Annotated in this window: 26 protein-coding genes and 1 pseudogene; 19 read left to right on the top strand and 8 right to left on the bottom strand. The window is 60.0% G+C overall.

Annotated features, from left to right (window positions below):
- Positions 1 to 63 precede the first annotated feature (63 nt).
- The 5 genes from ACNAZS_RS12810 to ACNAZS_RS12830 are packed head-to-tail and all read left to right on the top strand — an operon-like array spanning position 64 to position 5,224.
- Positions 64 to 507 (top strand): ABC transporter permease, encoded by a 444-nt coding sequence (locus ACNAZS_RS12810; RefSeq protein WP_415790316.1) that lies wholly within the window; start codon positions 64 to 66, stop codon positions 505 to 507.
- A gap of 2 nt (positions 508 to 509) precedes the next feature.
- Positions 510 to 1,439, top strand: a complete 930-nt coding sequence (locus tag ACNAZS_RS12815; protein WP_415789778.1) for an ABC transporter permease — start codon at positions 510 to 512, stop codon at positions 1,437 to 1,439.
- Positions 1,436 to 3,118 carry an ABC transporter ATP-binding protein gene (locus ACNAZS_RS12820; protein WP_415789780.1) on the top strand — a complete coding sequence of 561 codons (1,683 nt, stop codon included), beginning with the start codon at positions 1,436 to 1,438 and terminating at the stop codon, positions 3,116 to 3,118. Before ACNAZS_RS12815 ends, ACNAZS_RS12820 begins: the two co-directional genes overlap by 4 nt.
- A complete protein-coding gene (locus ACNAZS_RS12825) occupies positions 3,115 to 4,194 on the top strand; it encodes an Ldh family oxidoreductase (RefSeq protein ID WP_415789782.1) in 1,080 nt (359 codons plus the stop codon). Before ACNAZS_RS12820 ends, ACNAZS_RS12825 begins: the two co-directional genes overlap by 4 nt.
- A gap of 43 nt (positions 4,195 to 4,237) precedes the next feature.
- Positions 4,238 to 5,224: a 2-hydroxyacid dehydrogenase gene (locus tag ACNAZS_RS12830; RefSeq protein WP_415789784.1), complete on the top strand. Its 987-nt coding sequence runs from the start codon at positions 4,238 to 4,240 to the stop codon at positions 5,222 to 5,224.
- A gap of 65 nt (positions 5,225 to 5,289) precedes the next feature.
- Here the strand turns inward: ACNAZS_RS12830 and ACNAZS_RS12835 are convergent, their stop codons facing one another.
- Positions 5,290 to 5,658 carry a hypothetical protein gene (locus ACNAZS_RS12835; protein WP_415789786.1) on the bottom strand — a complete coding sequence of 123 codons (369 nt, stop codon included), beginning with the start codon at positions 5,656 to 5,658 and terminating at the stop codon, positions 5,290 to 5,292.
- Between the two features lie 466 nt (positions 5,659 to 6,124).
- On the opposite strand from ACNAZS_RS12835, the gene loiP reads away from it, so the two are divergent.
- The 8 genes from loiP (at position 6,125) to ACNAZS_RS12875 (ending at position 13,188) form a co-directional block, all read left to right on the top strand.
- Positions 6,125 to 6,865: a metalloprotease LoiP gene (loiP, locus tag ACNAZS_RS12840; protein WP_415790318.1), complete on the top strand. Its 741-nt coding sequence runs from the start codon at positions 6,125 to 6,127 to the stop codon at positions 6,863 to 6,865.
- A gap of 291 nt (positions 6,866 to 7,156) precedes the next feature.
- On the top strand, positions 7,157 to 7,834 hold the full coding sequence (locus tag ACNAZS_RS12845; RefSeq protein ID WP_415789788.1) for an RraA family protein: 678 nt from the start codon (positions 7,157 to 7,159) through the stop codon (positions 7,832 to 7,834).
- Complete coding sequence (locus ACNAZS_RS12850) at positions 7,834 to 9,036, top strand: aminotransferase class I/II-fold pyridoxal phosphate-dependent enzyme (protein ID WP_415789790.1); 1,203 nt, start codon at positions 7,834 to 7,836, stop codon at positions 9,034 to 9,036. Before ACNAZS_RS12845 ends, ACNAZS_RS12850 begins: the two co-directional genes overlap by 1 nt.
- 90 nt (positions 9,037 to 9,126) lie before the next feature.
- The gene (locus tag ACNAZS_RS12855; RefSeq protein ID WP_415789792.1) at positions 9,127 to 9,945 is read left to right on the top strand and encodes an ABC transporter substrate-binding protein; all 819 of its coding nucleotides are present in this window, start codon (positions 9,127 to 9,129) and stop codon (positions 9,943 to 9,945) included.
- A gap of 129 nt (positions 9,946 to 10,074) precedes the next feature.
- Positions 10,075 to 10,764 carry an amino acid ABC transporter permease gene (locus tag ACNAZS_RS12860; protein ID WP_415789793.1) on the top strand — a complete coding sequence of 230 codons (690 nt, stop codon included), beginning with the start codon at positions 10,075 to 10,077 and terminating at the stop codon, positions 10,762 to 10,764.
- Positions 10,757 to 11,446, top strand: coding sequence for an amino acid ABC transporter permease (locus ACNAZS_RS12865; protein ID WP_415789794.1), 690 nt, complete (start codon positions 10,757 to 10,759; stop codon positions 11,444 to 11,446). Before ACNAZS_RS12860 ends, ACNAZS_RS12865 begins: the two co-directional genes overlap by 8 nt.
- An 18-nt stretch (positions 11,447 to 11,464) precedes the next feature.
- Complete coding sequence (locus tag ACNAZS_RS12870) at positions 11,465 to 12,199, top strand: amino acid ABC transporter ATP-binding protein (protein ID WP_415789798.1); 735 nt, start codon at positions 11,465 to 11,467, stop codon at positions 12,197 to 12,199.
- A gap of 59 nt (positions 12,200 to 12,258) precedes the next feature.
- Positions 12,259 to 13,188, top strand: a complete 930-nt coding sequence (locus tag ACNAZS_RS12875; protein WP_415790320.1) for a LysR family transcriptional regulator — start codon at positions 12,259 to 12,261, stop codon at positions 13,186 to 13,188.
- Between the two features lie 37 nt (positions 13,189 to 13,225).
- Here ACNAZS_RS12875 and ACNAZS_RS12880 read toward each other — a convergent pair whose 3' ends face one another.
- Positions 13,226 to 14,290 (bottom strand): LacI family DNA-binding transcriptional regulator, encoded by a 1,065-nt coding sequence (locus tag ACNAZS_RS12880; RefSeq protein WP_415789800.1) that lies wholly within the window; start codon positions 14,288 to 14,290, stop codon positions 13,226 to 13,228.
- A gap of 253 nt (positions 14,291 to 14,543) precedes the next feature.
- On the opposite strand from ACNAZS_RS12880, the gene ACNAZS_RS12885 reads away from it, so the two are divergent.
- Genes ACNAZS_RS12885 through ACNAZS_RS12905 form a run of 5 tightly spaced genes read left to right on the top strand, consistent with a single transcriptional unit; the run spans position 14,544 to position 20,663 of the window.
- Positions 14,544 to 15,575: a TRAP transporter substrate-binding protein gene (locus ACNAZS_RS12885; protein ID WP_415789802.1), complete on the top strand. Its 1,032-nt coding sequence runs from the start codon at positions 14,544 to 14,546 to the stop codon at positions 15,573 to 15,575.
- A complete protein-coding gene (locus ACNAZS_RS12890; RefSeq protein WP_415789804.1) occupies positions 15,575 to 17,506 on the top strand; it encodes a TRAP transporter large permease in 1,932 nt (643 codons plus the stop codon). Before ACNAZS_RS12885 ends, ACNAZS_RS12890 begins: the two co-directional genes overlap by 1 nt.
- Positions 17,507 to 17,548: 42 nt before the next feature.
- Complete coding sequence (locus ACNAZS_RS12895; protein ID WP_415789806.1) at positions 17,549 to 18,088, top strand: VOC family protein; 540 nt, start codon at positions 17,549 to 17,551, stop codon at positions 18,086 to 18,088.
- Positions 18,085 to 19,359 carry a ribulose-bisphosphate carboxylase large subunit family protein gene (locus ACNAZS_RS12900; protein ID WP_415789808.1) on the top strand — a complete coding sequence of 425 codons (1,275 nt, stop codon included), beginning with the start codon at positions 18,085 to 18,087 and terminating at the stop codon, positions 19,357 to 19,359. Before ACNAZS_RS12895 ends, ACNAZS_RS12900 begins: the two co-directional genes overlap by 4 nt.
- Positions 19,356 to 20,663 carry a four-carbon acid sugar kinase family protein gene (locus ACNAZS_RS12905; RefSeq protein ID WP_415789810.1) on the top strand — a complete coding sequence of 436 codons (1,308 nt, stop codon included), beginning with the start codon at positions 19,356 to 19,358 and terminating at the stop codon, positions 20,661 to 20,663. Before ACNAZS_RS12900 ends, ACNAZS_RS12905 begins: the two co-directional genes overlap by 4 nt.
- Before the next feature lie 198 nt (positions 20,664 to 20,861).
- Here ACNAZS_RS12905 and hpaI read toward each other — a convergent pair whose 3' ends face one another.
- The 3 genes from hpaI to ACNAZS_RS12920 are packed head-to-tail and all read right to left on the bottom strand — an operon-like array spanning position 20,862 to position 23,513.
- The gene (hpaI, locus tag ACNAZS_RS12910) at positions 20,862 to 21,623 is read right to left on the bottom strand and encodes a 4-hydroxy-2-oxoheptanedioate aldolase (RefSeq protein ID WP_415789812.1); all 762 of its coding nucleotides are present in this window, start codon (positions 21,621 to 21,623) and stop codon (positions 20,862 to 20,864) included.
- A gap of 2 nt (positions 21,624 to 21,625) precedes the next feature.
- Complete coding sequence (locus ACNAZS_RS12915) at positions 21,626 to 22,606, bottom strand: Bug family tripartite tricarboxylate transporter substrate binding protein (protein ID WP_415789814.1); 981 nt, start codon at positions 22,604 to 22,606, stop codon at positions 21,626 to 21,628.
- 19 nt (positions 22,607 to 22,625) lie between these two features.
- A complete protein-coding gene (locus ACNAZS_RS12920) occupies positions 22,626 to 23,513 on the bottom strand; it encodes a TauD/TfdA dioxygenase family protein (RefSeq protein WP_415789816.1) in 888 nt (295 codons plus the stop codon).
- A 95-nt stretch (positions 23,514 to 23,608) separates the two neighbouring features.
- Here ACNAZS_RS12920 and ACNAZS_RS12925 point away from each other — a divergent pair, with 95 nt between their 5' ends.
- Positions 23,609 to 24,388 (top strand): IclR family transcriptional regulator domain-containing protein, encoded by a 780-nt coding sequence (locus tag ACNAZS_RS12925; RefSeq protein ID WP_415789818.1) that lies wholly within the window; start codon positions 23,609 to 23,611, stop codon positions 24,386 to 24,388.
- 94 nt (positions 24,389 to 24,482) lie between these two features.
- On the opposite strand, the pseudogene ACNAZS_RS12930 reads toward ACNAZS_RS12925, so the two are convergent.
- From ACNAZS_RS12930 to ACNAZS_RS12940, 3 genes and pseudogenes are all read right to left on the bottom strand, one after another.
- Positions 24,483 to 25,285: pseudogene (locus tag ACNAZS_RS12930) on the bottom strand (siderophore-interacting protein); the annotation flags it as partial.
- Positions 25,286 to 25,306: 21 nt separating this feature from the next.
- On the bottom strand, positions 25,307 to 25,855 hold the full coding sequence (locus ACNAZS_RS12935; protein WP_415790322.1) for a PadR family transcriptional regulator: 549 nt from the start codon (positions 25,853 to 25,855) through the stop codon (positions 25,307 to 25,309).
- 158 nt (positions 25,856 to 26,013) lie between these two features.
- A complete protein-coding gene (locus ACNAZS_RS12940; protein WP_415789820.1) occupies positions 26,014 to 26,466 on the bottom strand; it encodes a MarR family winged helix-turn-helix transcriptional regulator in 453 nt (150 codons plus the stop codon).
- Positions 26,467 to 26,529 lie beyond the last annotated feature (63 nt).

The raw sequence follows: 26,529 nt of genomic DNA on the forward strand, positions 1-26,529 counted from the left end.
GCGGGCGCCNGCGCGCCCGATTTCTGGGTGGCCATCGTGGGGATCCTGGTGTTCGCGGTAGGTATGGGGATATTGCCGACGTCGGGCACCGGCGGCTGGGAATTCTGGGTGATGCCGATTTTTGTGCTGATGCTGCGCCCCTTCGGCCTGCTGGTGCAGGTGGTGCGCGGCACCATGCTGTCGTCGCTGGCCTCGCCCTATATCAAGACGGCGCGTGCCAAGGGTCTGGCCCGCCACTCTGTGGTGTTCGGCCACGCTCTGCGCAATTCGCTGCTGCCGGTCATTACCGTGGCGGGTGATCTGGCCACGGGCCTGATCAACGGCGCGGTGATCGTCGAGTCGGTGTTCGGCTGGCCCGGCATCGGCAAACTGATGATTGATTCGATCATCCAGCGCGACTTCGCTGTCGTGCAGTCCACGATCCTGGTCACCGCGACCGCGATCTTCATTCTGAATATTCTGATCGACCTGCTGTATGCGGTGCTCGATCCTCGCGTTCGGTATTGATCATGTCCGCTATTTCATCCGTTGTTCCATCGACGTCCGTGCCCAAGCCGCCGCAGGCCCGGGTGCTGTTCAATTATCTCAAGCGCGACAAGTTGGCATTGGTCGCCGCCGTGTTCCTGGCTATGCTGGTGCTGGCCGCGCTGCTGGGCCCCTGGCTGATGAGCGACGCCGCCACCAAGCTGGGACTGCGCCATCGCAACATGGCGCCGTTCAATATCGATGCCGGTTGGCTGTATATGCTGGGCGCCGATACGCTGGGTCGACCCATTCTGCCCCGCTTGGTGGTGGGGGCCAGCAATACGCTGGGCATTGCTGCCGCCGCTGTGTTCACGTCGATGCTGGTGGGCGGCCTGCTGGGACTGGTGGCCGGTTATAGCGAAAGCTGGTACAGCCATGTCATCCAGCGCGGCGCCGACATCATCATGAGCTTTCCGTCGCTGCTGCTGGCGCTGATCGTGCTGTATACGCTGGGGCCCAGCATCACCAATCTGGTGATCGTGCTGGCCATTACGCGCATGCCTGTCTATTTGCGCACGGCGCGTGCCGAAGTGCTTGAGCTGCGCGAGCGCATGTTTGTCAGCGCGGCGCGTGCCATGGGGGCGAATTCGGCGCGCATCATACTGCGGCACATTGCGCCGCTGGTGTTGCCCACGCTGATCACCATCTCGGCCATCGATTTCGCCACAGTGATCCTGGCCGAGTCGGCCCTGAGCTTCCTGGGCCTGGGTATTCAGCCTCCCGAGTTCACCTGGGGGGCGATGGTCGCCAATGGGCGTGGCTATCTGTCCAGCGCCTGGTGGATCGCTTTCTGGCCGGGGCTGGCCATCATGCTGACCACGCTGTCGCTCAATATCCTGTCGAGCTGGGCTCGGACCGTGGCCGACCCGCAGCAACGCTGGCGGCTGCAGACACTGAAGAAGGCCGCGCGATGAATACCGAAACAATCAAACAGCCTATCTTGCGTATCGACGGGCTGACGGTGGACTTCCTGTCGGACGATGAACCAGTGCGCGCGGTGGACAACGTGTCTTTCCACGTGCATCCGGGCGAGACCTTGGTGATACTGGGCGAAAGCGGCTCGGGCAAGAGCGTCAGCACCAGTACGGTGATGGGGCTGGTGGACTGCCCACCGGGCGATATCGTCCAAGGTAGCATCCTGTTTCAGGGGCAAGACCTGGCTCACCTTAGCGAAGACGCGCGCCGGCACATCAACGGCTGCAAGATCGCCATGATCTTTCAGGACCCGCTGGCTTACCTGAACCCTGTGTATACGGTGGGCAGGCAGATCGCTGAGGTCTTTCAAAGTCATGGCGCCGCTAGCGGTAAAGCCGCGCGCGAGCAGACTATCGAACTGCTGCGCCGTGTCGGGATCCGCGAACCGGAATTGCGTGTCGATTTCTACCCGCACCAATTCTCGGGTGGCCAGCGTCAGCGCGTGATGATTGCCATGGCCATTGCGCTCAAGCCCGACGTGCTGATCGCCGACGAGCCCACTACCGCGTTGGATGTCAGCGTGCAGGCACAGATCCTGGATCTGCTGCGTGACCTGCAGCGCGAGCACCACATGGCGCTGATCATGATCACGCACGATCTGGAAGTGGCGGCCTCGATGGCCGACCGGGTCATCGTGATGAAGGCGGGCAAGATCGTCGAGGCTGGCGTCGCGCGCGAGGTATTCACTAACCCGCAGCACGACTACACGCGCACGTTGACGGCGGCGCTGCCGCACGGCGACGAGGCCGACGTATCGAACCGTCGTTCGGGCATTGTGGCTCAGGAAGTCGTGCTGCGCGTAGAGCACCTGGTCAAGGAATACCAGCTGTCGTCCGGCGCATTCGCGGGCAAGCGAGTACTGCGCGCGGTGGACGATGTCAGTTTCGAGGTATGCCGAGGCGAAACGGTGGGTATCGTGGGCGAATCGGGCTCGGGTAAGTCCAGTGTCGCCCGTATGCTGCTCAGGCTGTTCGAAGCGACCTCGGGTGCCGCCTATTACAACGGCGTGGATATCTTCCGGATGGACGAGCGGCAGATGCGTAAGTTCCGTCGCAAGGTACAGATGGTGTTCCAGGACCCGTTCGGCTCGATGAACCCGCGCATGACCGTGCACGACATTATTTCGGAGCCCTGGGCCATCCATGGCGACATTCTGGCCAAGTCCCGTTGGCACGGCCGGGTGGCCGAGTTGCTGGAATTGGTGGGCATGAAGCCCGATCACGCGCCGCGCTATCCGCACCAGTTTTCCGGCGGCCAGCGCCAGCGCATTGCCATCGCCCGTGCGCTGGCCAGCGAACCTGAATTGATCGTGTGCGACGAGGCGGTGTCGGCGCTGGACGTGTCGATCCAGGCGCAGGTGATCGACCTGCTGGCCGATTTGCGCACGCGGTTGGGCCTGTCTTATGTGTTCATCACGCATGACCTGCCCATCGTGCGCCAGTTCGCCGACCGGATCATGGTGATGCAGCAAGGCAAGATCGTCGAGCAAGGGCCGACCTCGGCTATTTTTACGCAACCCGGCCACGAATACACCCGCAGTCTGCTGGCGGCCACTCCGCAGCCCAAATGGCTGCGCGCGGATGTCAGCGCACAGGCCGGTGGTATTGCGCTGGTATGACACTCCCTACCAATTCCCCCATGCCCCAGACACGTTACGCCTATGAGGCGTTGATTGAATTCACCCGACGTTGCCTGCTGGCCATTGAGGTCGATGCGGCTATCGCGGCCGTCGTGGCGCGGCGTGTGGTCGACGCCGACCTGTACGGCCACGACACGCACGGGTTGGCGCTGTTACCGCGTTACCTGAAAGAGATTGTCGAGGGTGCCACACGGCGCCACGGCGAGATCGAGCGCGTGTCGGAAAAGGGCGGCTGCCTGCTGTGGGATGCCGGCATGTTGCCGGGTCACTGGGTGCTGGACCAAGCCATTCAGACGGCGCTGCAACGCGTGCCCGAGCAAGGTATGGTCAGCATTGCGGTGCGCCATAGCCAGCATATCGGCGCCCTGCAGGTCTACCTGCCCGACCTGACCGATGCCGGCTACTTGTGCCTCTTGTGGGCCACCGATACCAAGGTGCGTTCCGTGGCGCCGTTCGGCGGGCTGGACCCCGTGGTAACCAGTGAGCCCATTGCTGCCGGCATTCCTACGCGGGGGACGCCCATTCTGATCGATACCACCACCTCGTTGACCAGCAACAGCTTCGTCAAGCAGGTACAGGCGCGCGGCGAGCGGTTGCCGTGGCTGGCACTGCTGGGTGCGGACGGGCAGGTGACCGATGATCCTGGTGCCTTGGCAACCGATCCACCCGGCACCATCTTGCCGCTGGGCGGGTTGGATCATGGGTACAAGGGCTATGCCATCGCGATGCTGGTGGGCGCCATGTCGTTGGGTCTGCCGGGGCTGGGGCGCCTGTCTGGCGAGAAGGCCCAAGGGTTCTTGTTGCAGGTGATCGATCCGGATGCTTTTGCGGGCCGCGAGATATTCCTGGATGAAATGCAAGCCCTGGCCGATACCACGCGTGCCGCCCGTCCCATCGACCCGGCGCGGCCGGTACGGGTGCCGGGCGACGCGGCGCTGGCCCGCGCCGCGCGACAGCGCCGCGACGGTGTGAGCGTCAGCGCGGATATCCGTACGGGCCTCGAGACCTGGACCCGGCAACTGGGCGTACCATTTCCGCCCGCCTTGCAAGATTGACCGGCCGGCCGCGGACCGCGGCCGCGATGCGAATGAGACGGCGATGATCAATATTGTTTTCCACGGCCAGAACGCCACCACGTACCTGCGGGATTTTCAGTCGGCGCTGACGTGCGAGGCCCGTATTCGGGTCGTACCTGAGAAACTTGTCGAGCCGGCCGATATCCAGGCGTTCGAGCAGGCCGACATGATAGTCGGCAACCGGCTGGATGCTTCGATGCCCACGCCGCGGCGCCTGCGCCTGTACCAGGTCTGCGCGGCGGGCTACGACCGTATCGACCTAGGCGTGCTGCCCGCACAGGTGGCGGTGTGCAACTGCTATGGCCATGAGCCGGCGATCGCCGAATATGTCATGGCCACGATCTTGAATCAGCGCGTGCCGCTGGCCGATGCGCATGCCCGCCTCGCCCAAGGCGACTGGCGGTACCGTTCGGGCATGCCGGATGCGTTGCATGGCGAGATTGGTACGGCCACGCTGGGGCTGCTGGGCTATGGCCATATCGGGCAGGCAATCAGCCGGCGCGCCAAGGCCTTTGGCATGCGGGTGCTGGCGGCCAACCGCAGTCCCGTGGCGGTGTCTGATGAGGTCGATGGCTGGTCTGGCCTGGATGCGCTGGAATCGTTCTATCGCGCGTGCGACTTTGTCGTCGTGTCCTTGCCCTTGTTGCCGGCCACCGAAGGGTTGGTCGATGCCACGGCTTTTTCGCAGATGCGTGCGCATGCGATGTTGATCAACGTGGGGCGCGGACCGGTCGTGGACGAGCAGGCGCTGTACGACGCTTTGGCGCAAAAACGCATTGGCGCAGCGGCCATCGATACCTGGTATCAGTACCCCGCCCGGCCCAACGAGGCAGCCGCTCCGTCGCGACTGCCGTTTGCGCAGCTGGACAATGTGGTCATGACGCCGCATATGTCGGCCTGGACCGACGGCACCATCAACCGGCGTGCCCGTTTAATGGCGGCCAATGTGGATGCCTGCGTGGCCGGCGGCCCGCTGGCGCACCAGATCCATGGGCCGGCAATTTCGTAGAAAATGCCGCCAGTCAGCTGACTTGATTGTCTGATCGCCTTGTACCGCTAGCGATGATGCCTAGTTCATAAGGCTGCCAGATCGTCGGCAGCGTCAACGTGTGTCTCTCGCGCGATGAATAATCCCCGAGGCGGTGGTGGAACCGTTGCCCACCAAAAAGCCAGCAAGAAGTACAAGGTCAGTTTCCATCGACGTCCGCGAGGCGCGGGTTCGAAGCTGCCTAGCACCTCGCGCGCCGCTTGCGCGTGACCCGCTGGCACGAGCAATCTGACCCCGTCCAGCGCGAGGGAATAATGCCATGCGGTGGTCGCTGTGTGCCAGCTTTCGACCGTCGTAGGGATGCCGTTACCGGCCAGCATGCTTAATACCAGAGCGGTTTCCGATACACCATAAAGCTGTGCAACGGTTACCAGGTGCTCGTGAGGACCTTGCAACGGTGGTCTCCTTATCTGATCGTGAGCACTATAAGACCATCGATTTTCGCCACGCAACCTCAAGTCCCTGCGGATTTTTGCCCAAGCGTGGCCGGCTGTCGAAATTATGCAGCAGGTTGCTGCCTAATTGCCGCGGGGCCACAATCCGGTGCAGCGTAATTACTTGAAAGACGCCATCGTTTCGACTTTGTCGGTCTGACCGATTCCGCCTAGGAATGGGGCATTGAAAGTGCGTTGGTCCGACACGTGACTGATGTTCTTAAAATTGGTTAGTTAAAAAGTTTAGTTGCAATTTGAAAATGTATAACACCTAACGATCAGTCACTTGTCATTACAGTCTAGCCTGCCATTTATCGGCCCATTGGGACGAGCCGATGGGGTCATCGGGCACGCGTAGCCCACTCAAATAATGTACAAGCAGGCTGAAGAAGAGGATCTCAAACAAATGAAACATAAAGCGAAATTGATGTGCACGGCACTGGCTGCCAGCGTGTTTTTGGCAGGTTGCAGCGGTATGAATGCCGACAGCCTGCTCTCCGCTGGCTCGAACTTGGCATCGGCCGTCAGCCTGTCGGACACCGAGATTGTTCAGTTGTCGGATGCGGCATGCAAGGATAGTGATAAGTCGTCAAAGATCGCACCAGCCGGTAACAAATACTCCAAGCGCCTGACCAAGATCATGAAGGGCTTTGGCAACATGGACCTTAACGGCCAGAAGATCAACTACAAGGTTTACCTGACCGAGGACGTCAACGCCTGGGCCATGGGCAACGGCTGCGTGCGCGTTTATAGCGGCCTGATGGACTTGATGAATGACAACGAATTGCGTGGCGTGATCGGTCACGAAATGGGTCACGTGGCCCTGGGTCACACCAAGAAAGCCATGCAAACCGCTTACGCGGTGGCCGCTGCACGCGATGCCGCAAATGCCTCGGGCAACAACATTGCGACCGCTCTGAACTCGTCGCAACTGGGTGATATGACCGAAGCGTTCATTAACGCGCAGTTCTCGCAATCGCAGGAAACCTCGGCGGATGATTATTCGTTTGATCTGCTGACCGAGAAGAAAATGAACCGCGAAGGCCTGGTGACGGCTTTCCAGAAACTGGCCGAGCTTGATGGCGGCGAGAGCAGCATGTTCAGCTCGCACCCGTCCTCGCCCGACCGTGCGGCACATATGCAGGAACGTATCGACGCCAGCAAGTAAACCGCTGAGTTGGACTCGCACGCGTTAATCGCGCGGGGCGGATGTTTGGGTTCGGATGACCCAAACTCCGCCCCGTTTTTCGTGGTGGTTCAGGGTCAAGGTGTTGGCTATAGCGGTAGATCGTCGGCGGCCTTCGTTTGCCGATCTGCGAACGTATCGATAACCCTTTTATCTATGCACGAATTTTTTTCGTGAATTTCGTAGAATTTATATCGTTTTGAGGATTGATGGCCCAGGCTTTGTAATGCGTGCTGGTTTTTATCTTTACTCACACATTCATTGCCCAAGCTCATGAGTCTTATCGGATACCGTGTTCTTCCCCAGCCTGAACCGGCTGTTTCCTCTGACGTCCTGGCCAATTTCGCGGCGGTTGGTTCGGCGCAGATCAGCGATTGTATGAATCGCCTGTATGGCGTGATCGGATTGCGTCCCTTGCATGCGCAGGCGCGCCGTATGGTGGGCCGCGCGCTGACGGTCAAGGCCCGTCCCGGGGACAATCTGATGATTCACAAAGCGATCTCGCTTGCCAAGGCAGGTGATGTGATCGTTGTCGACGGTGGTGGTGATACCAACAATGCGTTGGTCGGCGAGTTGATGATGATGGACGCTCGCGCGCGTGGAGTAGTGGGGTTTGTCATTGATGGGGCGGTCAGGGACGCTGACGTTTTCGCGCAAGAAGATTTCGGTTGTTTTGCGCGTGGCGTGACACACCGCGGCCCCTACAAAGAAGGTCCAGGCGAGATCAATGTACCGGTGTCGGTGGGCGGTCAGGTTGTGTTTCCTGGCGACGTGGTGGTAGGTGATGCCGATGGTGTCGTCGTGATTCCGGCCGCACATGCCGAGGCCGTTTTGGCCTTGGCGCTGAAGAAAGAGGCCGACGAAACCTCGATCAAGGAAAAACTGAATACCGGTACCTATACCAAGCCCTGGATAGACCGGATCATTGCGCAGAAGTCGGGGGCTGTGTAATGAGCATCATCGCTGACAAAATCAAACGCATCAAACTGTCGCCCAGTGTCGCTGCCCGAGCCATTATTGCCGAGCTGCGCGAGCAAGGCCGCCGCATCATTGATCTGACCGTGGGCGAGCCGGATTTCATGACGCCTGAGCATATTCGTCTGGCTGCGACGGCGGCGATGAACCGTGGCGAGACCAAGTATCCACCGGCCCAGGGGACGGTGGCCCTGCGCAAGGCCGCCGGTGTACGGTTGCTGGAAGAAACGGGCGTGGCGTATCCGGCGTCCCGTATCATCGTCAGCACGGGAGCCAAGCAGGTGATTTTCAATGGCCTGGCGGCGACCTTGAATGAGGGCGATGAGGTGATCATCCCGGCGCCGTTCTGGGTTTCGTACCCGGATATGGTGCTTGTCAATGGCGGTGTGCCGGTGATCGCGGAAACAGCACCGGAAACTGATTACAAGCTGACGCCCGAGGCGCTGGAGCGTGTCATTACACCGCGCACCAAGTGGCTGATGCTCAATGCACCCAGTAATCCGACGGGCGCGGTCTATCGCCGCGAGGAACTGCGTGCTTTGGCCGATGTGCTGGTGCGTCATCCTCATGTCTGGTTGATGACCGACGATATCTATGCTCGGCTGAATTTCTCGGGCAGTGCCACGATACATCCGCTGCAGGCTGCGCCGGAGTTGACCGATCGCGCCTTGGTTGTCAACGGCGTGTCGAAGGCTTATGCCATGACGGGCTGGCGTATCGGTTATGGTGCCGGACCTGACGAGTTGATCAAGGCGATGGCGATTTTGCAGTCGCAAAGCACGTCGGGTGCATCGTCCGTCAGTCAGGCGGCGGCATTGGAGGCATTGGCGGGTCCGCAGGATTGCGTCGCCGAGTTTGCCCAGGTGTTCCGCGAGCGCCGCGATACGGCATTGGCAGTCCTGACGGGCACGTCGGGTTTGCGAATTGTCGAGCCGCAAGGGGCGTTCTACGTGTTCCCGGATTGTCGAGGCTTGCTCGGCAAGCGAGCCCCGACAGGCGAAGTTATCAACACGGATACCGAATTGACGCACTACTTGTTGCGTGAGGCGGGCGTTGCCGTGATTGATGGCCATGCCTACGGCGCACCGGGTACATTCCGCTTGTCCTTCGCGGCATCGCTGGACGATATCCGCCAGGGTTGTTCGGCGATTCGTGCCGCTTGCGAAAAGCTTGTTTAAGCCAGATTGATGGCGGCTGGGCGCTGCGCGCAGTTCTCCCATCAGTATTGGATTTTTTTCACCACAACTAATTATCAAAAGGGGCAATCAATGATACGTAGAACCGTTTTGGCCGCATTCCTGGCGTGCGCTACCCTGGCCGGCGTGTCGGCACAGGCAGATCAGCTTGACGAGGTCAAAGCAAAGGGCGAACTCTTGTGCGGTACGTTGGGTACGTCTCAGCCGTTTAGCTTTCAAGACGCGTCGACGCGCCAGCTAGTGGGCTACGACGTTGATATTTGCAAGCTAGTCGCTGACAAGCTGGGCGTGAAGGTGCAATACAAGTTGTTGTCGGTGGCCGCGCGTGTCCCTGAGTTGAGCGAAGGCCGCGTCGATATTCTGGCAGCCAACCTGGGTTATTCGTCCGAACGTGCAGAGCAGATTGCATTTAGCAATGCCTACTATGTCAGTCCGCAAAAGTTGCTGGTGCGCGCGGACTCGGGTTTTAACACGATCGAGTCGTTGAACGGACGTCGTATTGCCGCGACCAAGGGTTCTAGCTCCGAGCGCGAAATCAAGCGCATCCTGGACAAATCCAAAGTCCTGGGATTCAGTGATAGTTCGGCGGCGTATTTGGCCTTGCAACAAAAGAAAGTTGACGCACAGTTCGCGTCGGAATTGGTGCTCGTTCGCCTGGTCCTGCAAAGCCCGCCCACCGCGCCGGTCAGTGTGGTGGAAAAGCCGGTGTTCAGCGAATCATGGGGCCTGGGCATCAAGAAATCTGAAACCCGCTTCCTGGAGGCTGTGAATCAGGTGCTGGACGAAGCCGAAACCTCGGGCGAAGCCGCCAAACTGTTCGAGAAATGGTTCGGCGCGGAAACGCCCTATAAGCTCAAGCGCGATTTCAAAATCGGTCCGATCGCAGGCTGATCCGCCGTTGTGCAATGCGCGGGTCGCAGTGACGTGCGGCCCGCATCTGTGTGAGCACTGCGTTCGGCGTGCGTTGTCTCCCGGTTAAAACGGTTGGCCGCGGTACGCCACTAGAGAGAGTGTCGTTTTATGGGTTTTCTCGAACCAATTTATCTATATCAACTGCTCGATGGCATGCTCACCACCGTGCAACTGTTCCTGGTTGCCTGGGTGATGGCATTCACGATTGCCGTCCTGTTGGTGGTGGTGCGTACGACCGATTTTGCTCCGTGTCGCTGGTTCGTCGACGCTTACGTCGAATACCACCGTAATGTGCCGCTTCTGGTGCAGGTCCTGTTCTGGTATTTCGGTATGCCTGAACTGCTGCCCGAAGGCGTGCGGGATTGGCTCTATGAACACAATGCTGAGTTGTCGCTGGCCGCGATTGCGTTGGCATTAGGGTCTGCCGCGTACATTGCGGAAGACATCCGTAGCGGGTTGCGTTCCATTCCCGGGACACAGTTCGAGTCGGCGCGCGCGCTGGGCTGCAGCTATCTGCAATGCATGCGATTTGTGATTGTGCCGCAAGCGCTGCGCGCGGCGATTCCACCGTTGATCGGCCGGGCGTTGCTGCTGTTCAAGAACACGAGCGTGGCGATGGCCATCGGTGTGGTCGAACTGACCTATCAGGCCAGAGAAATCGAAAACGAAACTTATCGGACCTTTGCGACGTTTGGCGCCGCCACGGTGATGTATCTGTTGGGCTCGTTCTGCATCATGTTTATCGGTTCGCACATTTATTCGCGCTACGTGCCCACTCGTAGGAGCCATCATGCTTGAGGTGATTGCTCAATACTGGCCGACGTTTCTGGTCGGACAATATCCGAATGGGCCGCTTGGTGGTCTGGCCTTGACCTTGATTTTGGCGATGTGCGGCCTGGCCCTGTCTTTGCCGTTGGCCTTGTTGATCGCGTTGGCGCGTGTAAGTCCGATTTCCTGGTTGCGTCGCGCGAGCGCCGTGCTGGTGAATGTCGTGCGCGGAATGCCTTTGCTGATGCTGATTTTCTGGGCCTATTTCGTCATTCCCAAACTGACCGGCGAGGTCGTTAGTGGCTTTTGGACGCTGCTGTGCGCACTGGTGCTGTATGAAAGTGCCTATCTCTCTGAGGTGATTCGTTCAGGGATTGAGGCGATCCCACGCGGACAAACCGAGGCATCGCGGTCTTTGGGGGTGGGTTATTGGACGACGATGCGCAAGGTCGTGTTGCCTCAAGCGTTGGTGAATGTGCTGCCCAGCATGACGAGCCAGTTTGTTTCCACCATTAAGGAAACCTCATTGGGTTACGTCATCAGTGTGAACGAACTCACGTTTGCCGCCAACCAGGTCAATAACCTGGTTTTGACCAAGCCGCTACAGGTATTCGGCATTCTGGCGATTATGTACTTTCTGCTGTGCTTCAGCCTGAGTCGTGGGATGAATTGGGTGGATCGAAGAGTGCGTCGCGCGCGTGCGATGGCCTAACGTATTGAAGGCATGTTCATGATAAAGCTCGAAAAAGTTAACAAGTGGTACGGTGCAAACCATGTGCTGAAAGATGTCGATCTGGACGTTGCACGCGGCGAGGTTGTCGTCGTTTGCGGGCCCTCCGGGTCTGGCAAGTCGACCCTGATCCGGACGATCAACCGATTGGAGCCCATTGAAAAAGGCACCATCCTGGTCGACGGCCAGGATGTCTATGCCAAGGGAGCCAATCTCAATCAGCTGCGCCAAAAGATTGGCTTCGTGTTCCAGCAGTTCAATCTGTTTCCGCACATGAGCGTTCTGGACAACGTCGTGTTTGCGCCCGTGAATATCCAGAAGCGTCCTCGCAAGCAAGCAGCGGAGCTCGCTCATGCATTGCTGGAGCGTGTCGGTCTCGCGCACAAAATCGATGCCTATCCGGGAGCGCTTTCCGGCGGACAACAGCAACGGGTGGCGATCGCACGGGCCTTGGCTTTGCAGCCGCCGGTGATGTTGTTCGATGAGCCCACCAGCGCACTCGATCCGGAAATGGTTGGCGAAGTCTTGCAGGTGATGAAGTCTCTGGCCAAAGACGGCATGACGATGGTGTGTGTGACGCACGAAATGGGGTTTGCCCGTGACGTCTGCGATCGGGTGATTTTTATGGATGCCGGGGAAATCCTCGAGAGCGGCTCACCGGCGGACTTTTTTAGCGCGCCGGCACATCCGCGTGCTCAGCGCTTTCTCAGCGATATTCTGCACCCGAGAGGATGAGTAATCCATCTGGGGGGGATGGTATGGTGGTGGTTCCCAGATATTTGGCGCCCACCGCGATGTATACCCTGAAGCAACTTGAGGCGTTCTACTGGAGCGCGCAGCTTGGCAGTTTCAGCGCGTCGTCCAAAAAACTGCACACCACTCAATCAGCCGTGGCCAAACGGGTGGGTGAACTCGAGTCGTTTACCGGTGCGCCACTGTTTGAACGGCGAGCCAAACGGCTTTCGCTGACGCAGCACGGCCGTCGATTGTTCGATCTGGCCAACGAGATGTTGGAGTTGAACAGTCGCATCGTGCGAAGCATGGCCGACGCCGCCAGCGTCGAAGGCGTCGTGCGTCTGGGGGTCACAGAACTGGTGGGTATGACATGGCTGGCCCGGTTGATCAGTCAGATCAGCCAAGACTATCCGCGTGTGCAGCTCATGCCAGAGATCGATGGCGGCATCACACTGTACGAGCGTCTGGAGCAAGGCCAGCTGGATCTCGCCATCATGCCCGGGCCGTTTTGGAGCTATCAGTACGATTGTGTTCATCTGGGGGCAGTAACGAATGTCTGGATGGCCAGCCCACGACTGGACATCGCGGCGTCGACGCCGCTAACGCCGCATGATTTAGCCCCGTACCCGGTGATTTCCCAGCCCACCAATTCAGCCTTGTCGCATTTGTACGATGCGTGGTTTGTCGAACAGGGCCTATCCGTTAAACGGGTGCTGACGTGCAATAGCTTGGGCATGATGGCTCAGTTAACAATGCTTGGGCTCGGAATCAGTTACTTGCCGGGGGCGTATTTCGCGCCGCTGGTTGAGCGTGGCCTATTGCGACAGCTTGATGTGCAGCCTGATCTGCCGACCATCAATTACTACGCGGTGTACAAAAAACATCTCGTGAATCCTGTCGCTGCGACCGTGATCGACATTGCTCGCCAGGAATGCGCGTTCGAGGTGGCGGGTGCATTCTTGCCACATGTGCCTTTGCACGATGGCTAGGATTGTCCCCGGCGGTCTACGGCGTGAGCCGGTTCGTTTACGGCAGGTTTTCCCTGAAAATCACATCCGTGCGCGTCGCCTCTACGCCCGAGAGCATGCTGCGATGATCGCGTAGGTTCGCAAAAATCCGGATGCTGTTCAGGATGGTGGTCAATGGGCTTTGATTGATGACCGCATCCATGCTGCCGTCAATCAGCAGCGCACGGGTCTCGGGCGTCAAGCCATGTCCGATGAACGCGATATCGTGCTGGCGTCCACATTCTTTCAATGCCTGTCCGATGCCTTCGGAGCCGCTGCCTATGTTGTAAATGGCCGCCAGGTCGGGGTGCTCTTTCAGCAGAGCCTGGGTTTGTCGATAGTTGGTCTGCGGGTCGTCATAACCCTCGCGCAGTCCCACGACACGCATGTCGGGGTATTGCTCGGTAAACAGGTGTAGAAATCCCGCTTCGCGCTCTTCGTGGGCGCGGTAGTCAAGCGAGCCGGCCAATAGGGCGACTTTGGCACGCCGCTGAGGATCGTGGTGGGGGCCACCACCCTGGGCGGGGCGCAGAAAACGACCGATCAAATGCGCCGCCGTGCGTCCGGCGGCACGATTATCCAGACCCACATACGCGTTGCGTTGAGAGTGGGACAGATCGGAGACCAGCGTGACGGTGGGAATCCCGTGATTGGCGAGGTCCGCGACCGCTTCGCGGACTTTGGGGTGCTCCAGCGCCATGAACGCGACCCCGTCGCATTGTTTGCCGCGCCGCAACATCAATCGTGTGAGTGCATCGGGGTCGAAGCTTTCGACCGCTGCGACCCGACAGCTGACGTTATAGGGCGCCCAATGTTCTTGGGAATGCTTGACCCATTCACCCAGCATCCATAAAAAGCGGCTGCTGCGGCTGGGCAAGATGAAGAGCAGGCGCATGGGCGGCGGCGCCATGGCGGCATACAGCTCGGCCTGAGGCAGGTATTGCAGCTCCGCCGCGGCTTTCAGGACACGTTGCAACGTCGCCTGACGGACGCCAGATCGATGGTGCAGTGCACGATCCACTGTCGCGGCGGACACACCAGCGAGCCGCGCAATATCAATCACGGTGGGTAAGGCCTTAGGCATGTTCTCCCTGTGCTCCTGCCTAAATACAAGGCCTATACGTTACACGTACTATTGAGGGTTACCTCAAAACCCATCAAAAAACTTGCTTGAAGAATTGCCGCGCGCGCTTCTATCCTACGCCCCTCTGCAACTGCGCCGTCGTGCGCGCAGATCAATAACAAGTCAGGTGGAGCCGGCGCCTTCAAGGCGGGCCGGTCGGAGATTCTCAATATCGTCGGTAACGCCGACTAGCTTGTACACAGGAGACAGTGTCATGACGAACAATAAAGCCTTCACGCGCCGTAGCGCGTTGCGCACTTTGGCAGGCCTGCCGCTGGCGGCCATGGTCAGCATGCCTCGTTTGGCCAGTAGTGCGCAGGCCGAGTATGTATTCAAGTACGGCAACAACCTGCCAGTCAGTCACCCGCTGAACATTCGCTCGCAAGAAGCCGCCGCCCGTATCGCCAAGGAAAGCAATGGCCGTATGGAAGTGCGCTTGTTTCCGAACAACCAGTTGGGCGGCGACACCGACATGCTGGCGCAAGTGCGCAGCGGCGGTCTCGAAATGTTCAACGCCGGGACCATGGTGATTGCTACCTTGACACCGATTAGCGCGATTACCGCGGTCGGTTTTGCATTCGAGAACGATCAGGAAGTCTGGAAGGCCGTCGACGGCGAACTGGGCAACCGTGTCCGTGCAGCCTTTGCCAAGGTGGGTCTGCATACGCTGGACAAGATGTGGGATAACGGCTTTCGCCAAGTGACGAGTAGCGCGGGTCCGATCAAGACCGCGGCGGACCTGGACGGAATCAAGATCCGCGTGCCGGTCAGCCCGATGGCGATCTCGTTGTTCAAGGCCTTGCAGGCCGCGCCGACCAGCTTGCAGTTCAGCGAGGTGTACTCCGCCTTGCAGACCAAGGTGGTGGATGCACAGGAAAACCCGTTGGTGATCTTGCAGACCGCGAAGCTGTTCGAGGTACAGAAGTATTGTTCACTGACCAACCATAGCTGGGACGGTTACCACTTGGTGATCAATGGTCGTGCCTGGCGTGGTCTGCCGGATGACTTGAAGGCGATTTACACCAACGCGTTTAACGACGCTGGCCTGCAGCAGCGTGCCGATTTGGCCGAGCTCAATAAGACCTTGCAAGCGGACCTTACCGAAAAAGGTATGGTCTTCAATGCCACTGAAACCGCCAGCTTCCGCGAGCAATTGCGCAAGGCGGGTTTCTATGCCGAATGGAAGAAGAAGTTTGGCGACGAAGCCTGGGCCTTGTTGGAAGCGTCTGTCGGTAAGGTGTCCTAATGAATTCGGGCCACGATAGTCAGGCCGCGGTCGGGGTCGCGCCGCCCGCGGAAAGTCTGGTTTCGGCAGCGACAGCGGCCACTGCACCCATCTCGGTTCGGCCAGGTGGAGGTCTGTTGGCCTGGCTCGACCGCGCGTTGGGCGTCGTGTCGGAATGGCCTGCCGCCCTGCTGGTGTTGGCGGAGGTCGCTGTGTTGTTGTCGGGCGTCGTGGCCCGTTATGTGTTGCATGAGCCCATCATCTGGACGGATGAGCTCGCATCGATCATGTTCCTGTGGTTGTCGATGCTGGGGGCGGTGATCGCGCTGCGTCGCGGCGCGCATATGCGCATGACGGCATTTGTCAGCAAGAGCAAACCCGAGACGAGGGCGTTTCTGGAGACCTTTGCACTGGCGGCCGCATTGGTGTTTCTGGTCTTGTTGATGCCGCATGCCTGGGAATACGCGATCGAGGAAATGATCATCGTCACGCCGGCGATGGAGGTCAGTAATGCGTGGCGTGCGTTCGCATTGCCGACGGGAACGTTGCTGATGCTGTTCGTGTGCGTGGTGCGCTTGCTGCGCACCGAGCACACGCGTCAAGTGGTTCCCGCCTTGCTGACGGCCGCGGCGATCGCGATCGTGTTCTGGCTGGCCGGGCCGTGGTTGATGTCACTGGGCAAACTGAATCTATTGATTTTCTTTGCGGGTGTGGTGGGTGCGTGCGTGTTTGCCGGTGTGCCCATTGCGTTTTCTTTTGCGCTGGCGACGTTTGGCTTCCTTGCCCTGACGACGCGTACTCCCATGGTGGTGATGGTAGGGCGTTTGGACGAGGGCATGTCGCACTTGATGTTGTTGGCGGTGCCGTTGTTTGTGCTGTTGGGCATGCTGATCGAAATGACCGGCATGGCGCGCGCCATGGTGCAGTTCCTCGCCAGCCTGCTGGGTCATGTGCGTGGCGGGCTGAACTATGTGTTGATTGGCGGTATGTACCTGGTGTCGGGAATCTCTGGCTCTAAAACCGCGGATATGGCCGCGATTGCCCCGGTGTTGCTGCCCGAAATGAAAAAGCGCGGCGCGAAACCGGGTGACCTGATCGCACTGCTGTCGACCACGGGTGCACAAACCGAAACGATTCCACCGTCTATTGTGCTGATCACCATTGGTTCGGTGACGGGTGTGTCCATCGCCGCGTTGTTTACGGGCGGCCTGCTGCCGGGCCTGGTGCTGGGCCTGGCACTGTGCGTGATCGTGTGGTGGCGCTATCGCCACGAAGATCTGAGCGCGGTGCCGCGTGTGTCGCGCAAGCTGATAGGTAAAACATTCGTGGTCGCGTTGCCGGCGCTGGCCTTGCCGTTTGTGATTCGTGCCGCCGTGGTCGAAGGCGTCGCGACGGCGACAGAGGTCTCGACGATCGGTATTGCGTACGCCGTGCTGGCGGGGCTGTTGATGTATCGCCAGTTCGATTGGCCGCGCTTGCCGGGCATCCTGATTGAAACCGCGACCTTGTCCGGCGCCATCTTGTTCATCATCGGCTGCGCGACGGCGATGGCCTGGGCACTCACGCAATCGGGCTTTGCCCATGATCTGGCGGAGACCATGGCCAATTTGCCTGGCGGAAAATTCACCTTTATGGCGGTGTCGCTGGTCGCATTCATTGTGCTGGGCAGCGTGCTCGAAGGCATTCCCGCGATCGTGTTGTTCGGACCGCTGATGTTTCCCATCGCGCGCGAGGTAGGTATCCACGAGGTGCAGTACGCCATGGTGGTCATTCTGGCCATGGGCGTGGGCCTGTTCGCACCACCGTTCGGCGTGGGCTACTACGGCGCTTGTGCAGTGGGCAAGGTCGATCCCAACGAAGGTATCGGTCCAATCTGGGGATATATGGCCGCCCTGATCGTGGGCTTGATTCTAGTGGCCGCGATCCCCTGGATCTCCATCGGTTTCCTGTAAGTCTCATCTTCTTTTTTCGTACTTTTGCACGGGAGCATTGTCATGAGCCGTTTCCTCGGCCAGATCCGCCAGTTGGGCTATGTGGTGCCTGACATCGAGGCCGCTATGGACTACTGGGGCAAGACGCTGGGCGTCGGTCCGTGGTTCTATAACCCGCGCGTACCCATCGTGAATTACCAATACGACGACCAGTCGTATGAACCGCATAATTCGGTTGCCCTGGCGAACTCGGGTTTTGTGCAGGTCGAGTTGATTCAGACACGTAATGACGTGCCGTCGATGTATCGCGATTTCTTGCAAGCGGGCCGCACGGGGTTGCAGCACGTGGCCTATTGGACCGAGGACTACGATGCGGATCTGGAACGCCTGTTGAAACAGGGTTTCAAGCCGAAAATGAGCGGCGAGGTCGGTGAGCGCGGTCGCTTTATCTATTTCAATACTGAATACCATCCCGGTACGGTGATCGAGTTGTCGGAAGTGGCGGGCGCGAAAGGCCGCATGTTCCAGCAGATCCGCGAAGCGTCCGAAGGTTGGGACGGCAGCGATCTGATTCGTCCGTTTCCCGATCTGGGGGCGCAATGAGCAGTGAGCGCATCCTCGCCAGTTACGTCATCGAGACGCCGCTGGACCCCGCCAAAGTCGCTGAAGTCATGGCGGGCGAGCAGTCTTGCGGCACGTTTACGCGTGTCGCGGGCGAGACGGATGATCTGCGCGCCCGTGCGCGCGCAACGGTAACGTCGGTTCAGTTGCTGGATGAGGTGGACACCCCCAGCCTGCCTAACGCGCTGCTCGAGCGTCGCCAGCAGCGCGGTCCGTGGCGTCGTGCGCGTATCGACATCGCCTTTCCACCGGCAAATATCGGGGCGAATCTGCCGACGTTGGCCAGCACGGTAGCGGGTAATTTGTACGATCTGGGCGAGGTTACGGGCCTGCGTCTGGAAACGTTGCAGGTACCGGCATCGTATCGTTCACGTTTTGATTTTCCGCGTGTCGGGATCGACGGCACGCGTCGCGCCACCGGCGTCGCGACAGGCGTGCTGGTCGGGACGATCATCAAGCCCAATGTCGGGTTTTCGGCTGAACAGACGGCCGAATTGGTTGCGCAGCTATGCGCCGCTGGCGTGGATTTCATCAAGGACGATGAGGTCTGCGCGGATCCGGAGCATGCCCCGTTAGCGCAGCGTGTGCCGGCTGTGATGCGTGTAGTGCGCGAGCACGCGGAACGCACTGGCAAGAAGGTCATGGTGGCTTTCAATATCACCGACGAAACGGATGCCATGCGACGCCACGCCGACCTGGTCGAGCGCGAGGAGGGTACGTGTGTGATGGCGAGCATGAATGCCTGCGGGTATTCCGCGATTCAAACCTTGCGTCGCCATACGTCGCTGGCGCTGCACGGCCATCGCAACGGCTTCGGCGCCTTGTCGCGCCATCCGTTGCTGGGCATGGGTTATCAGGCCTACCAGACGCTGTGGCGACTGGCGGGTGTGGATCATATGCATGTACACGGGTTGCAAGGGAAGTTTTCGCAGTCTGATGAAGAGGTGATCTCGGGCGCCCGAGATTGCTATACACCGCTGGCGGCGGGGCTGGATCGTGCCGATACCGTGATGCCGGCGTTTTCGTCGGGACAGTGGGCGGGTACGGTGCCTGCCACCTGGAATGCCATTGCTCGCGACGACTTGTTGTTCATGGCGGGCGGCGGCATTCTGGCTCATCCCGATGGTCCGGCCGCGGGGGTGACTAGCATCCGTCAGGCATGGCAGGCCGTGAGTCGTGGTACGGATCTGGCGGACGCCGCGCGGCAAGCGCCTGAGTTGGCGCGGGCGTTGGCATTTTTCGGATCAAAATGAGTGTGGCTTCGCCTCGCCTGGCGTATTACGGCGACGATTTCACGGGTGCGACGGATGCACTCGCGACGGCAACGCGGGCGGGTTTGCGTAGCCTGCTGTTTTTCGGTGTGCCGACGGCAGCGCAGTTGGCGCAAGTCGGTCCGCTGGATTGCCTGGGCATTGCGGGGGCGACGCGTGCCATGGCGCCTGACGCGATGCGCACAACCCTGAAACCCGTGGCCGAGTTCTTTCGGACACTCGCTCCCCGCGTGGTGCACTACAAGGTGTGCTCCACCTTTGATAGTGCGCTGCACGTCGGCAATATTGCCGTCGCCATGGAGATGCTAGGGCGTGCGGTCGATCAGGATAAGCCGTTCATCATCGGTGGCCAGCCTAGCCTGGGTCGGTTCTGTGTGTTCGGGCAATTGTTCGCGGCGGCGGATGGCGAAGTGCGTCGCATCGACCGACACCCCACGATGAGCAAGCATCCCGTCACGCCGATGAACGAGGCGGATCTGCGTTGTCATTTTGCCAACTTGGGGGCAGGGCACGTTGAGAGCATCGACATACGGTCGTGTGCTCAAGGCGCGCAAGCGATGGCGGCACGTATGTTGGCCGTGTGGAATAGTGGGGCGGATGCGGTGCTATTCGACGTCGCGGCGTCTGAGCATTTAGAAGCGATTGGTGCGGTGTTGGCTCGCGCATCGTCGACGGAGTCTTTACTGGCAGTGGGCGCGAGCAGCGTGACGGAAGCGCTAGGCGCGCAGTGGGGCGATGCGGCATCTCGGGCTTTGACTGCATTTGATACGTTTGAGGCGGCGCAGGGGCCGGTGTTGTTGCTGGCGGGTAGTTTGTCGCCGATGACGGCACGGCAAATACAGGCCGCGACGTCGTATCGCAAGATTTGTCTGGATCCCGTGCGTTTGGCTGGCAACGATGCGGCTTATCAAGAAGCGATCACGGCGGAGTTGGCCGGGTTGTTACGCGAGGGACATCACGTGCTGGCCTGGATGGATAACGCCCAAGGCGAGCGCACGGGGGGGGTCCAAAGTCAGGCGCTGGCGAGCGCGGGCGGACGTTTGCTGGATGCGGTGTTGCGTCGTGCGCCCGTTAAGCGTTTTGGCGTTGCGGGCGGGGATAGCTCCAGTTTGGCGATGCAGGCGTTGGATGCGTGGGGGTTGTCGCATGTGGCGCGGATGCAGCCTGGGGTTGCATTGTGTCGATTGCATAGCGATGTGCCTGCGTTCGATGGCATGGAGGTCATGCTCAAGGGGGGGCAGATGGGGGCTGAGGATTTGTTTGAGCGGCTTTTGTTTGGCGCGTGAGGGTTATCGCTGTTGACACGTCTCGGCGGGTCTCGCGGGCTATCGGCCCGGACCTGGTCGCTCGGCTCAGGCGCAAACCATGCGCCTGATGTCCCCTGCGGGGACTTCCCTCTCTCCAACAGGTCCGGGCCGATAGCCCGCGAGACCCGCCGAGACTGCAGCAGGGAGTTGCCTTTGGTGCTGTTCTTGCCCGGAGGACTACTTAAATCGTTTGGCTAGGGCTCTGGCGCCATCGGTCAGGATGGCGATGTCGCCGCCGACGGCGACAAAGGTGATGCCCATTTCTACGTGGCGTCGGGATTCCTCTTCGTCCAGGCTGAGGATGCCCGAGGGTTTGCCGGCGGCGGCTAGCCGTTTGACGGCATCGGCGATGGCGGCTTGGACTTCGGGGTGGCCGGGTTGACCGAGGAATCCCATTGAGGCGGACAGGTCGGATGGGCCGATGAAGATGCCATCAATGCCCTCGACGGCGGCGATTTCATCGAGGTTGTCGAGGGCCTGTTGGGATTCGATTTGAACGAGCAGGCAAATCCGGTCGTTGGCCTTTTGTAGATAGTCGGGTTGCGCGCCGAATTGCGATACGCGGGCTAAGCGTGCGCCGACGCCGCGCACGCCATGCGGCGGGTAGCGCACGGCTTGTACGAGCTCGCGTGCTTGGTCGGCCGTCTCCACCATGGGGATCAGCAGGTTGGTGGCGCCCATGTCCAGCAATTGTTTGATCATCCACGTTTCGCCGATGGGTGGGCGGACCACGGCATGGCTGGGGTAGGGGGCGACGGCCTGTAATTGACCCAGGATGGCGGTGAGGTCGTTGGGCGAGTGTTCGCCATCGATGAGTAGCCAGTCGAAACCGCAGGCGGCGCACATTTCTGCGGTGTAGGGGTTGGCCATGGACACCCACAGGCCGATTTGGCGCTGGCGGTTTTGTAATGCTTGTTTAAATGCGTTGTCAGTTGCCATGATTAGTCCAGTTTGACGCCAGTGAGTTCGACCAGATGCTGCCACTTGGTGACTTCCTTTTGTTGGAATTCTTTGAATTCGCTGGGCGTTACGTTGGTGAGTTCCAGTCCGACGTCGTCCGCCATTTTTTTCATGGCGGGGCCTTGGATGTACGCGTTGATGGTTTGATTGAGTTTGGCCACGACGTCAGGTGGGGTGTTTTTGGGGGCGAAGACGGCATACCACGTTACCAGACCATGGTCGTCGAAGTCATCTTCGCTGGTGGCGGCGGTGTCGGGGGCAAACCCGGCACGCTTTTTGTCCGCGACGGCTACCAGGTTGACGCGGTCGGCCTTGATTTGGGTGAGCGATGGCCCGGCATCTTCAAAGGCGTACGACACGCGACCGCTGATCAAGTCGGTCATCAGGCTGCTTACGTCCTTGTACAGCACGGTTTCCACCTGGATGTCCTTGCTCTTCTTGAGCAGTTCGACGAATACGCGCGAGGTAGTGTTGCTGGAGCCAAAGTTCACTTTGCCGGGGTTGGCTTTCGCTTCGGCGACGATCTCGTTCAGTGTTTTGCCCTTGGCCTCTTTGCTGGCGAGGACGACCATCGGGCGCTTGGCGACGATGGCGATGGGTTCGAAGTCGGCGAGTGGGTCGTAGGGCAACTTGCTGTACAGGCTGGCGTTGGCGGCCATGGGGCCGCTGGTGGCGACCAGCAGTGTGTGGCCATCGGGTTCGCTGTTGGCGACGAACGATGCGCCGATGATGCCGCCTGCACCGGGCTTGTTGGCGACTGCCGCCGGTTGGCCCAATTCCTCGCTCAGGCCTTGAGCGACCATGCGCGCGATCGCGTCGGTGCCCGAGCCCGCGCCGAATGGCACGACGATGGTGATCGGCTGGTCTGGATAGGCGGCGTGTGCTGCAGGGTTCGCCAATGCGCCTATCAGAATGCCCAGGCTCAGTCTGGCGCAGCGGGTCAAATGTGTGGATAGTTTCATGGTTGTCTCTCCTGTGTTGTTATTGCGTTGAAATCGTGGGGCCCGCATCTTGTGCGGTCGCGCGACGCATGGCGCGGCGGTATTTCTGGTTGTAGTTGGTGCCGCGATGCATGGTGCAGCGGTTGTCCCAGATAACAAGATCATTGGCACGCCAACGATGGCGATAGATGAATTGCGGCTGTGTGGCAAAGGCCATCAGTTTGTGCAGCAGCGCGCGACTGGCTTGGTCGTCCATGTTCTCGATCGCTTTGATATGAGAGGCCAGGTAGAGCGACCGACGACCGTTGTAAGCGTTGTTGCGCACCAGTACCTGTCGGACGGGGGGTTGGCGTGCCCGCCACTCATCGGGGATGACTTGCGCCTCCATGCCCAGCAGGCTGCGCGAGTGGAAATAGTCGTGAATGGCAATCAGGTCCTGGATCTGGACCTGTGTATCAGCGTCCAGCGCATCCCAGGCCGCGCGCATGTCGGCGAATTCGGTGGCGCCTCCTACTGGGGGCACTTCTTGTGCGCTCAGTAACGAGGCGCTGGCCGGGGTGGATTTGAACGAACTGTCGGTGTGCCATAGCTGGTTGCCCAGCAATACCAATCGGCGAATGTCGGTGTCATTCATCAACTCGCCGGTCTCGTCCAGGTTGGAAATGTCGGATAACTGCGCATGCCCCAGGCGTCGTTGTTTTTTGTCGCTGGCGGTATAGGTACCGACCGAGGTTTCCAGCGGGCCGTAGATTTGCGCGACGCGTAGTTGCTGCTCCTCGTTGAGCGGTTGGTCCGGAAGAACTAATACCGCGTATTGATCGAGGGCGGCCCGCAGGGCCTGCTCCTGTTCGGGTGCAAGGGGTTGGGTCAGATCGATCCCGACGATCTCTGCCACGAAGTCGTCGGCCACCGGCGCGATGTCCAGCATTAGGGAATCTCCTTAGGTTTTCTGGTCAGAAAGTGATTTATTATTTCGACTGTAGAAAATAATTTCTTCTATAGAAAATCGTAAGGGATATCGCCGTGTCTCAACATCAGGGATTACCCAAGGGCAGCGACTTGTTCGTTGAGGCTTTCGCTCGCGGGCTGGCGGTGATTCGCGCCTTTGGCCCCAACAGCCAGGCGTTGACGCTGTCCGAGGTGGCTGAGCGAGCGGGGGTCACGCCCGCCGGGGCACGGCGTCTGCTGCATACCCTGGTGACGCTGGGTTATGCGCGGATTGACGGACGCACGTTTTCACTGACTCCCGCCGTGCTGGATATCGGCTATTCCTATTTGAATTCGTTGTCGCTGCGCGAAGTGGCGCTGCCCTATCTGGAGCAGTTTGCGCGCGATCACGGCGAGATATGTTCGTTGTCCGTGCTGGACAAGGACGACATTATTTATGTGGCCCGTGCCGAGATCCGCAGCCCCTCGGCACGACGACTGATCACGGGTGAGCGCTTGCCGGCACATGCGACATCCACGGGGCATGTGCTGTTGGCCCAGCTCCAGGCAGACGAGCTGAATGCTTTCCTTGCCCGGGCGCCTTTTGATCGCTTGACGCCGCACACGTTGGTCGACGCCGATGATTTGCGCGCGGCGATACGCACCGCGCAGGAGTGCGGTTATGCGTTGGCCAGTCAGCATTTTGAATTAGGTGTCTGCGCGCTGGCAGTGCCTGTCCACAATCGCGAAGGCCAACTCGTGGCGGCATTGACGACCAGCCTTAATCAAGCCAAGCATCCGCCGGAAGGGGTTGTCCCTCACTTTTTGCCGAGTTTGCAGCGATTGGCCCGGGACATCAGTGCGGGGCTGACATGACTAAGATTCCGGCGCCGTCTGTGAATCGCATTCTGCAAACGACTGTGCGTCTACTTAATCTTCGATGACTTCGTGCGTGCCGGCATTGCCGGCNCGCCAGTAGCTGGCGGCCCGAATGCGGGATTTGTCGATGCCGCGTTCTTGTACGAGATATTGCCGTATGTCGCGGATGGCGGTGGACTCGCCTGCGGCCCAGATATAGCCGTTACCGTCGGGTAATGTCAGTTGGCGAACGGCACGTTCCAGCGCTGACATGACACCCGTTGAGGTCGATATTGGCGGGGCTGAATCGGCAGCGTCGTCTACCCATTGAATCGTGGCGTCGGTTCGTGTGGGTAACTCGATGCGAGCGTCGGAGGTGTGGGTCTGGATGATGGCGAGCACGCGCTTGCCGGCCGGCAGTTCTTCGAGGCGGCGAGAGATGGCGGGCAGGGCAGTTTCGTCGCCGATCAGCAGATGCCAATCGAAGTCATGCGGAATGATGAATGACCCGCGCGGGCCCGCGATGCCCAGGTGTTGGCCAGGCTGGGCTTGGGCCGCCCATCGGCCGGCCGGGCCGTGGTCGTGCAGGACGAAATCGATGTCGAGTTCGTTGGTGCCGACGTTGTAGCAGCGCGGGGTGTAGTCGCGAGCTGCGGGACGTGGCATGTCTTGGGGAAATTCAGGGCCTTTGGGGCCGATGATGGGGATGACAGGCAGGGCGTCGCCTTCGGGCAGGAAGATTTTGACGTGGTCATCAAACGATGCAGAGAGAAAGTCTGCCAGGTCGTCGCCCGTGAGGGTGATGCGCACCATATGCGGGCTCAAGGGACGTACGCGGCGGACTTGCAGCAAGCGGGCTTTCAAGGGGTGTCGGACTTTTTGTACGGCGTAGCGGTCGGTGGTGGAGTGATCCATGAATATCCTTGTGGTGGGGCGTCAGGCGGAGGTCGCGCGGGGTGTGTCACAGGCCTCGGGCGTCTTGCCCAGAATCTCGGCGGTGGCGCGTTGCAGGATGGCGACGATGCGGCGTTGTTCAGCCTCGTCGGCGCCAGAGCGGCGCAGGAGGGCTTCGCGCAGGGCGTGGCGGGCCTGGACATATTCGCGTAGCCAGCCGCTGGCGTTGACGGCATCGGTGTCGTTCGCGTCGCCTTGCCAAGCCTGCTTCATCCAGGCCATTTTGCGGGCGGCGTGCTGCAGGCTGGCGAGCAGTAGCTCGGCATGGTCGCGCTGGGTATCCAAATGAGCGCGACCAGTGCGGGCCAGGTGATAGCACTTGCGGTTGCCCTGGGCCTGGACGGTGGTGTAGTCGAGCTCCTCTAGATACGTGAGCGCGGGGTAGATGACACCGGGGCTGGGGCTGTAATAGCCGTTGGAGCGAGTTTCGAATTCCTTGATCAGCTCGTAGCCGTGGCGGGCCTGCTCCTCCAGCAGGGCCAGCAACATGAGTTGCAGGTCGCCGGCACTGAACTTGCGGCCGCGCATCATGCCGGCGCCATCACTGCCCGCGCGATGGCGATCGTCCAAGCTATCTGGAGATGGGAGGCGAGAACGCGGATGCTCTGGGTGCATAAGGCCTTCTTTGTATCTTAAGATATATCGTACGATACAAAGAAGGTCGACAGCCTGTCAAGCCGCGCGCAGGATCAGTGGTCGGGGTCGGTGCGCGGTGAGCCGGCGTGGGCGAAGTTGCGCTCCAGGACATCGAGGGCATGGGTTAAGGCCTGGATGTCCTGGCTGGACAGGTCTTGCAAGGCATCTTCAAAGAATGCCGCCCGGCGTGGCAGTGCCTCGTCGACGACGGCCTGGCCCGTCGGGGTCAGGGAGACGTTGGTGACGCGGTTATCGTTTTGGTCGGCGCTGCGGGTGATCCAGCCTTGTTGTTGCATGGCTTGCAGCAAGCGAGTCAATGAGGCGGGGTCCAGGCGGCAATTCTCCGCCAGCATTTTTTGTGAGCACTGGCCGTATTCATGTAACGTGAACAAAATACGCCAGCGTGGCATGGCGTGCCCTACACGGCCGCTGAATGCGGCCAGCATGGTTCGGTAGACTTGGCCTAGCTGTTGAACGACTTGCAGGCCTTGTTGTTGTTTGGGCAAAGCGGTGTCTCCTACTGCGGCGTCAGCGACCGGTGGGTTGGGGCGGATGGTGCCAGGGATGGC

Origin of the sequence: Bordetella tumulicola, from assembly GCF_965138755.1 — a bacterium.
In the GTDB taxonomy this organism is placed as follows: Bacteria; Pseudomonadota; Gammaproteobacteria; order Burkholderiales; family Burkholderiaceae_B; genus Bordetella_A; species Bordetella_A tumulicola.

Excerpts from the sequence above, each read along its gene's own strand:
- ACNAZS_RS12905 (WP_415789810.1), top strand. The coding sequence starts at position 19,356 with ATGAGTGTGGCTTCGCCTCGCCTGGCGTATTACGGCGACGATTTCACG.
- ACNAZS_RS12830 (WP_415789784.1), top strand. The coding sequence starts at position 4,238 with ATGATCAATATTGTTTTCCACGGCCAGAACGCCACCACGTACCTGCGG.
- ACNAZS_RS12820 (WP_415789780.1), top strand. The coding sequence starts at position 1,436 with ATGAATACCGAAACAATCAAACAGCCTATCTTGCGTATCGACGGGCTG.
- ACNAZS_RS12880 (WP_415789800.1), bottom strand. The coding sequence starts at position 14,290 with ATGCCTAAGGCCTTACCCACCGTGATTGATATTGCGCGGCTCGCTGGT.
- ACNAZS_RS12860 (WP_415789793.1), top strand. The coding sequence starts at position 10,075 with ATGGGTTTTCTCGAACCAATTTATCTATATCAACTGCTCGATGGCATG.
- ACNAZS_RS12865 (WP_415789794.1), top strand. The coding sequence starts at position 10,757 with ATGCTTGAGGTGATTGCTCAATACTGGCCGACGTTTCTGGTCGGACAA.
- ACNAZS_RS12915 (WP_415789814.1), bottom strand. The coding sequence starts at position 22,606 with ATGAAACTATCCACACATTTGACCCGCTGCGCCAGACTGAGCCTGGGC.
- ACNAZS_RS12825 (WP_415789782.1), top strand. The coding sequence starts at position 3,115 with ATGACACTCCCTACCAATTCCCCCATGCCCCAGACACGTTACGCCTAT.
- loiP (WP_415790318.1), top strand. The coding sequence starts at position 6,125 with ATGTGCACGGCACTGGCTGCCAGCGTGTTTTTGGCAGGTTGCAGCGGT.
- ACNAZS_RS12920 (WP_415789816.1), bottom strand. The coding sequence starts at position 23,513 with ATGCTGGACATCGCGCCGGTGGCCGACGACTTCGTGGCAGAGATCGTC.
- ACNAZS_RS12900 (WP_415789808.1), top strand. The coding sequence starts at position 18,085 with ATGAGCAGTGAGCGCATCCTCGCCAGTTACGTCATCGAGACGCCGCTG.
- ACNAZS_RS12870 (WP_415789798.1), top strand. The coding sequence starts at position 11,465 with ATGATAAAGCTCGAAAAAGTTAACAAGTGGTACGGTGCAAACCATGTG.
- ACNAZS_RS12845 (WP_415789788.1), top strand. The coding sequence starts at position 7,157 with ATGAGTCTTATCGGATACCGTGTTCTTCCCCAGCCTGAACCGGCTGTT.
- ACNAZS_RS12935 (WP_415790322.1), bottom strand. The coding sequence starts at position 25,855 with ATGATGCGCGGCCGCAAGTTCAGTGCCGGCGACCTGCAACTCATGTTG.
- ACNAZS_RS12890 (WP_415789804.1), top strand. The coding sequence starts at position 15,575 with ATGAATTCGGGCCACGATAGTCAGGCCGCGGTCGGGGTCGCGCCGCCC.
- ACNAZS_RS12850 (WP_415789790.1), top strand. The coding sequence starts at position 7,834 with ATGAGCATCATCGCTGACAAAATCAAACGCATCAAACTGTCGCCCAGT.
- ACNAZS_RS12810 (WP_415790316.1), top strand. The coding sequence starts at position 64 with ATGGGGATATTGCCGACGTCGGGCACCGGCGGCTGGGAATTCTGGGTG.
- ACNAZS_RS12815 (WP_415789778.1), top strand. The coding sequence starts at position 510 with ATGTCCGCTATTTCATCCGTTGTTCCATCGACGTCCGTGCCCAAGCCG.
- ACNAZS_RS12895 (WP_415789806.1), top strand. The coding sequence starts at position 17,549 with ATGAGCCGTTTCCTCGGCCAGATCCGCCAGTTGGGCTATGTGGTGCCT.
- ACNAZS_RS12855 (WP_415789792.1), top strand. The coding sequence starts at position 9,127 with ATGATACGTAGAACCGTTTTGGCCGCATTCCTGGCGTGCGCTACCCTG.
- hpaI (WP_415789812.1), bottom strand. The coding sequence starts at position 21,623 with ATGGCAACTGACAACGCATTTAAACAAGCATTACAAAACCGCCAGCGC.
- ACNAZS_RS12885 (WP_415789802.1), top strand. The coding sequence starts at position 14,544 with ATGACGAACAATAAAGCCTTCACGCGCCGTAGCGCGTTGCGCACTTTG.
- ACNAZS_RS12875 (WP_415790320.1), top strand. The coding sequence starts at position 12,259 with ATGTATACCCTGAAGCAACTTGAGGCGTTCTACTGGAGCGCGCAGCTT.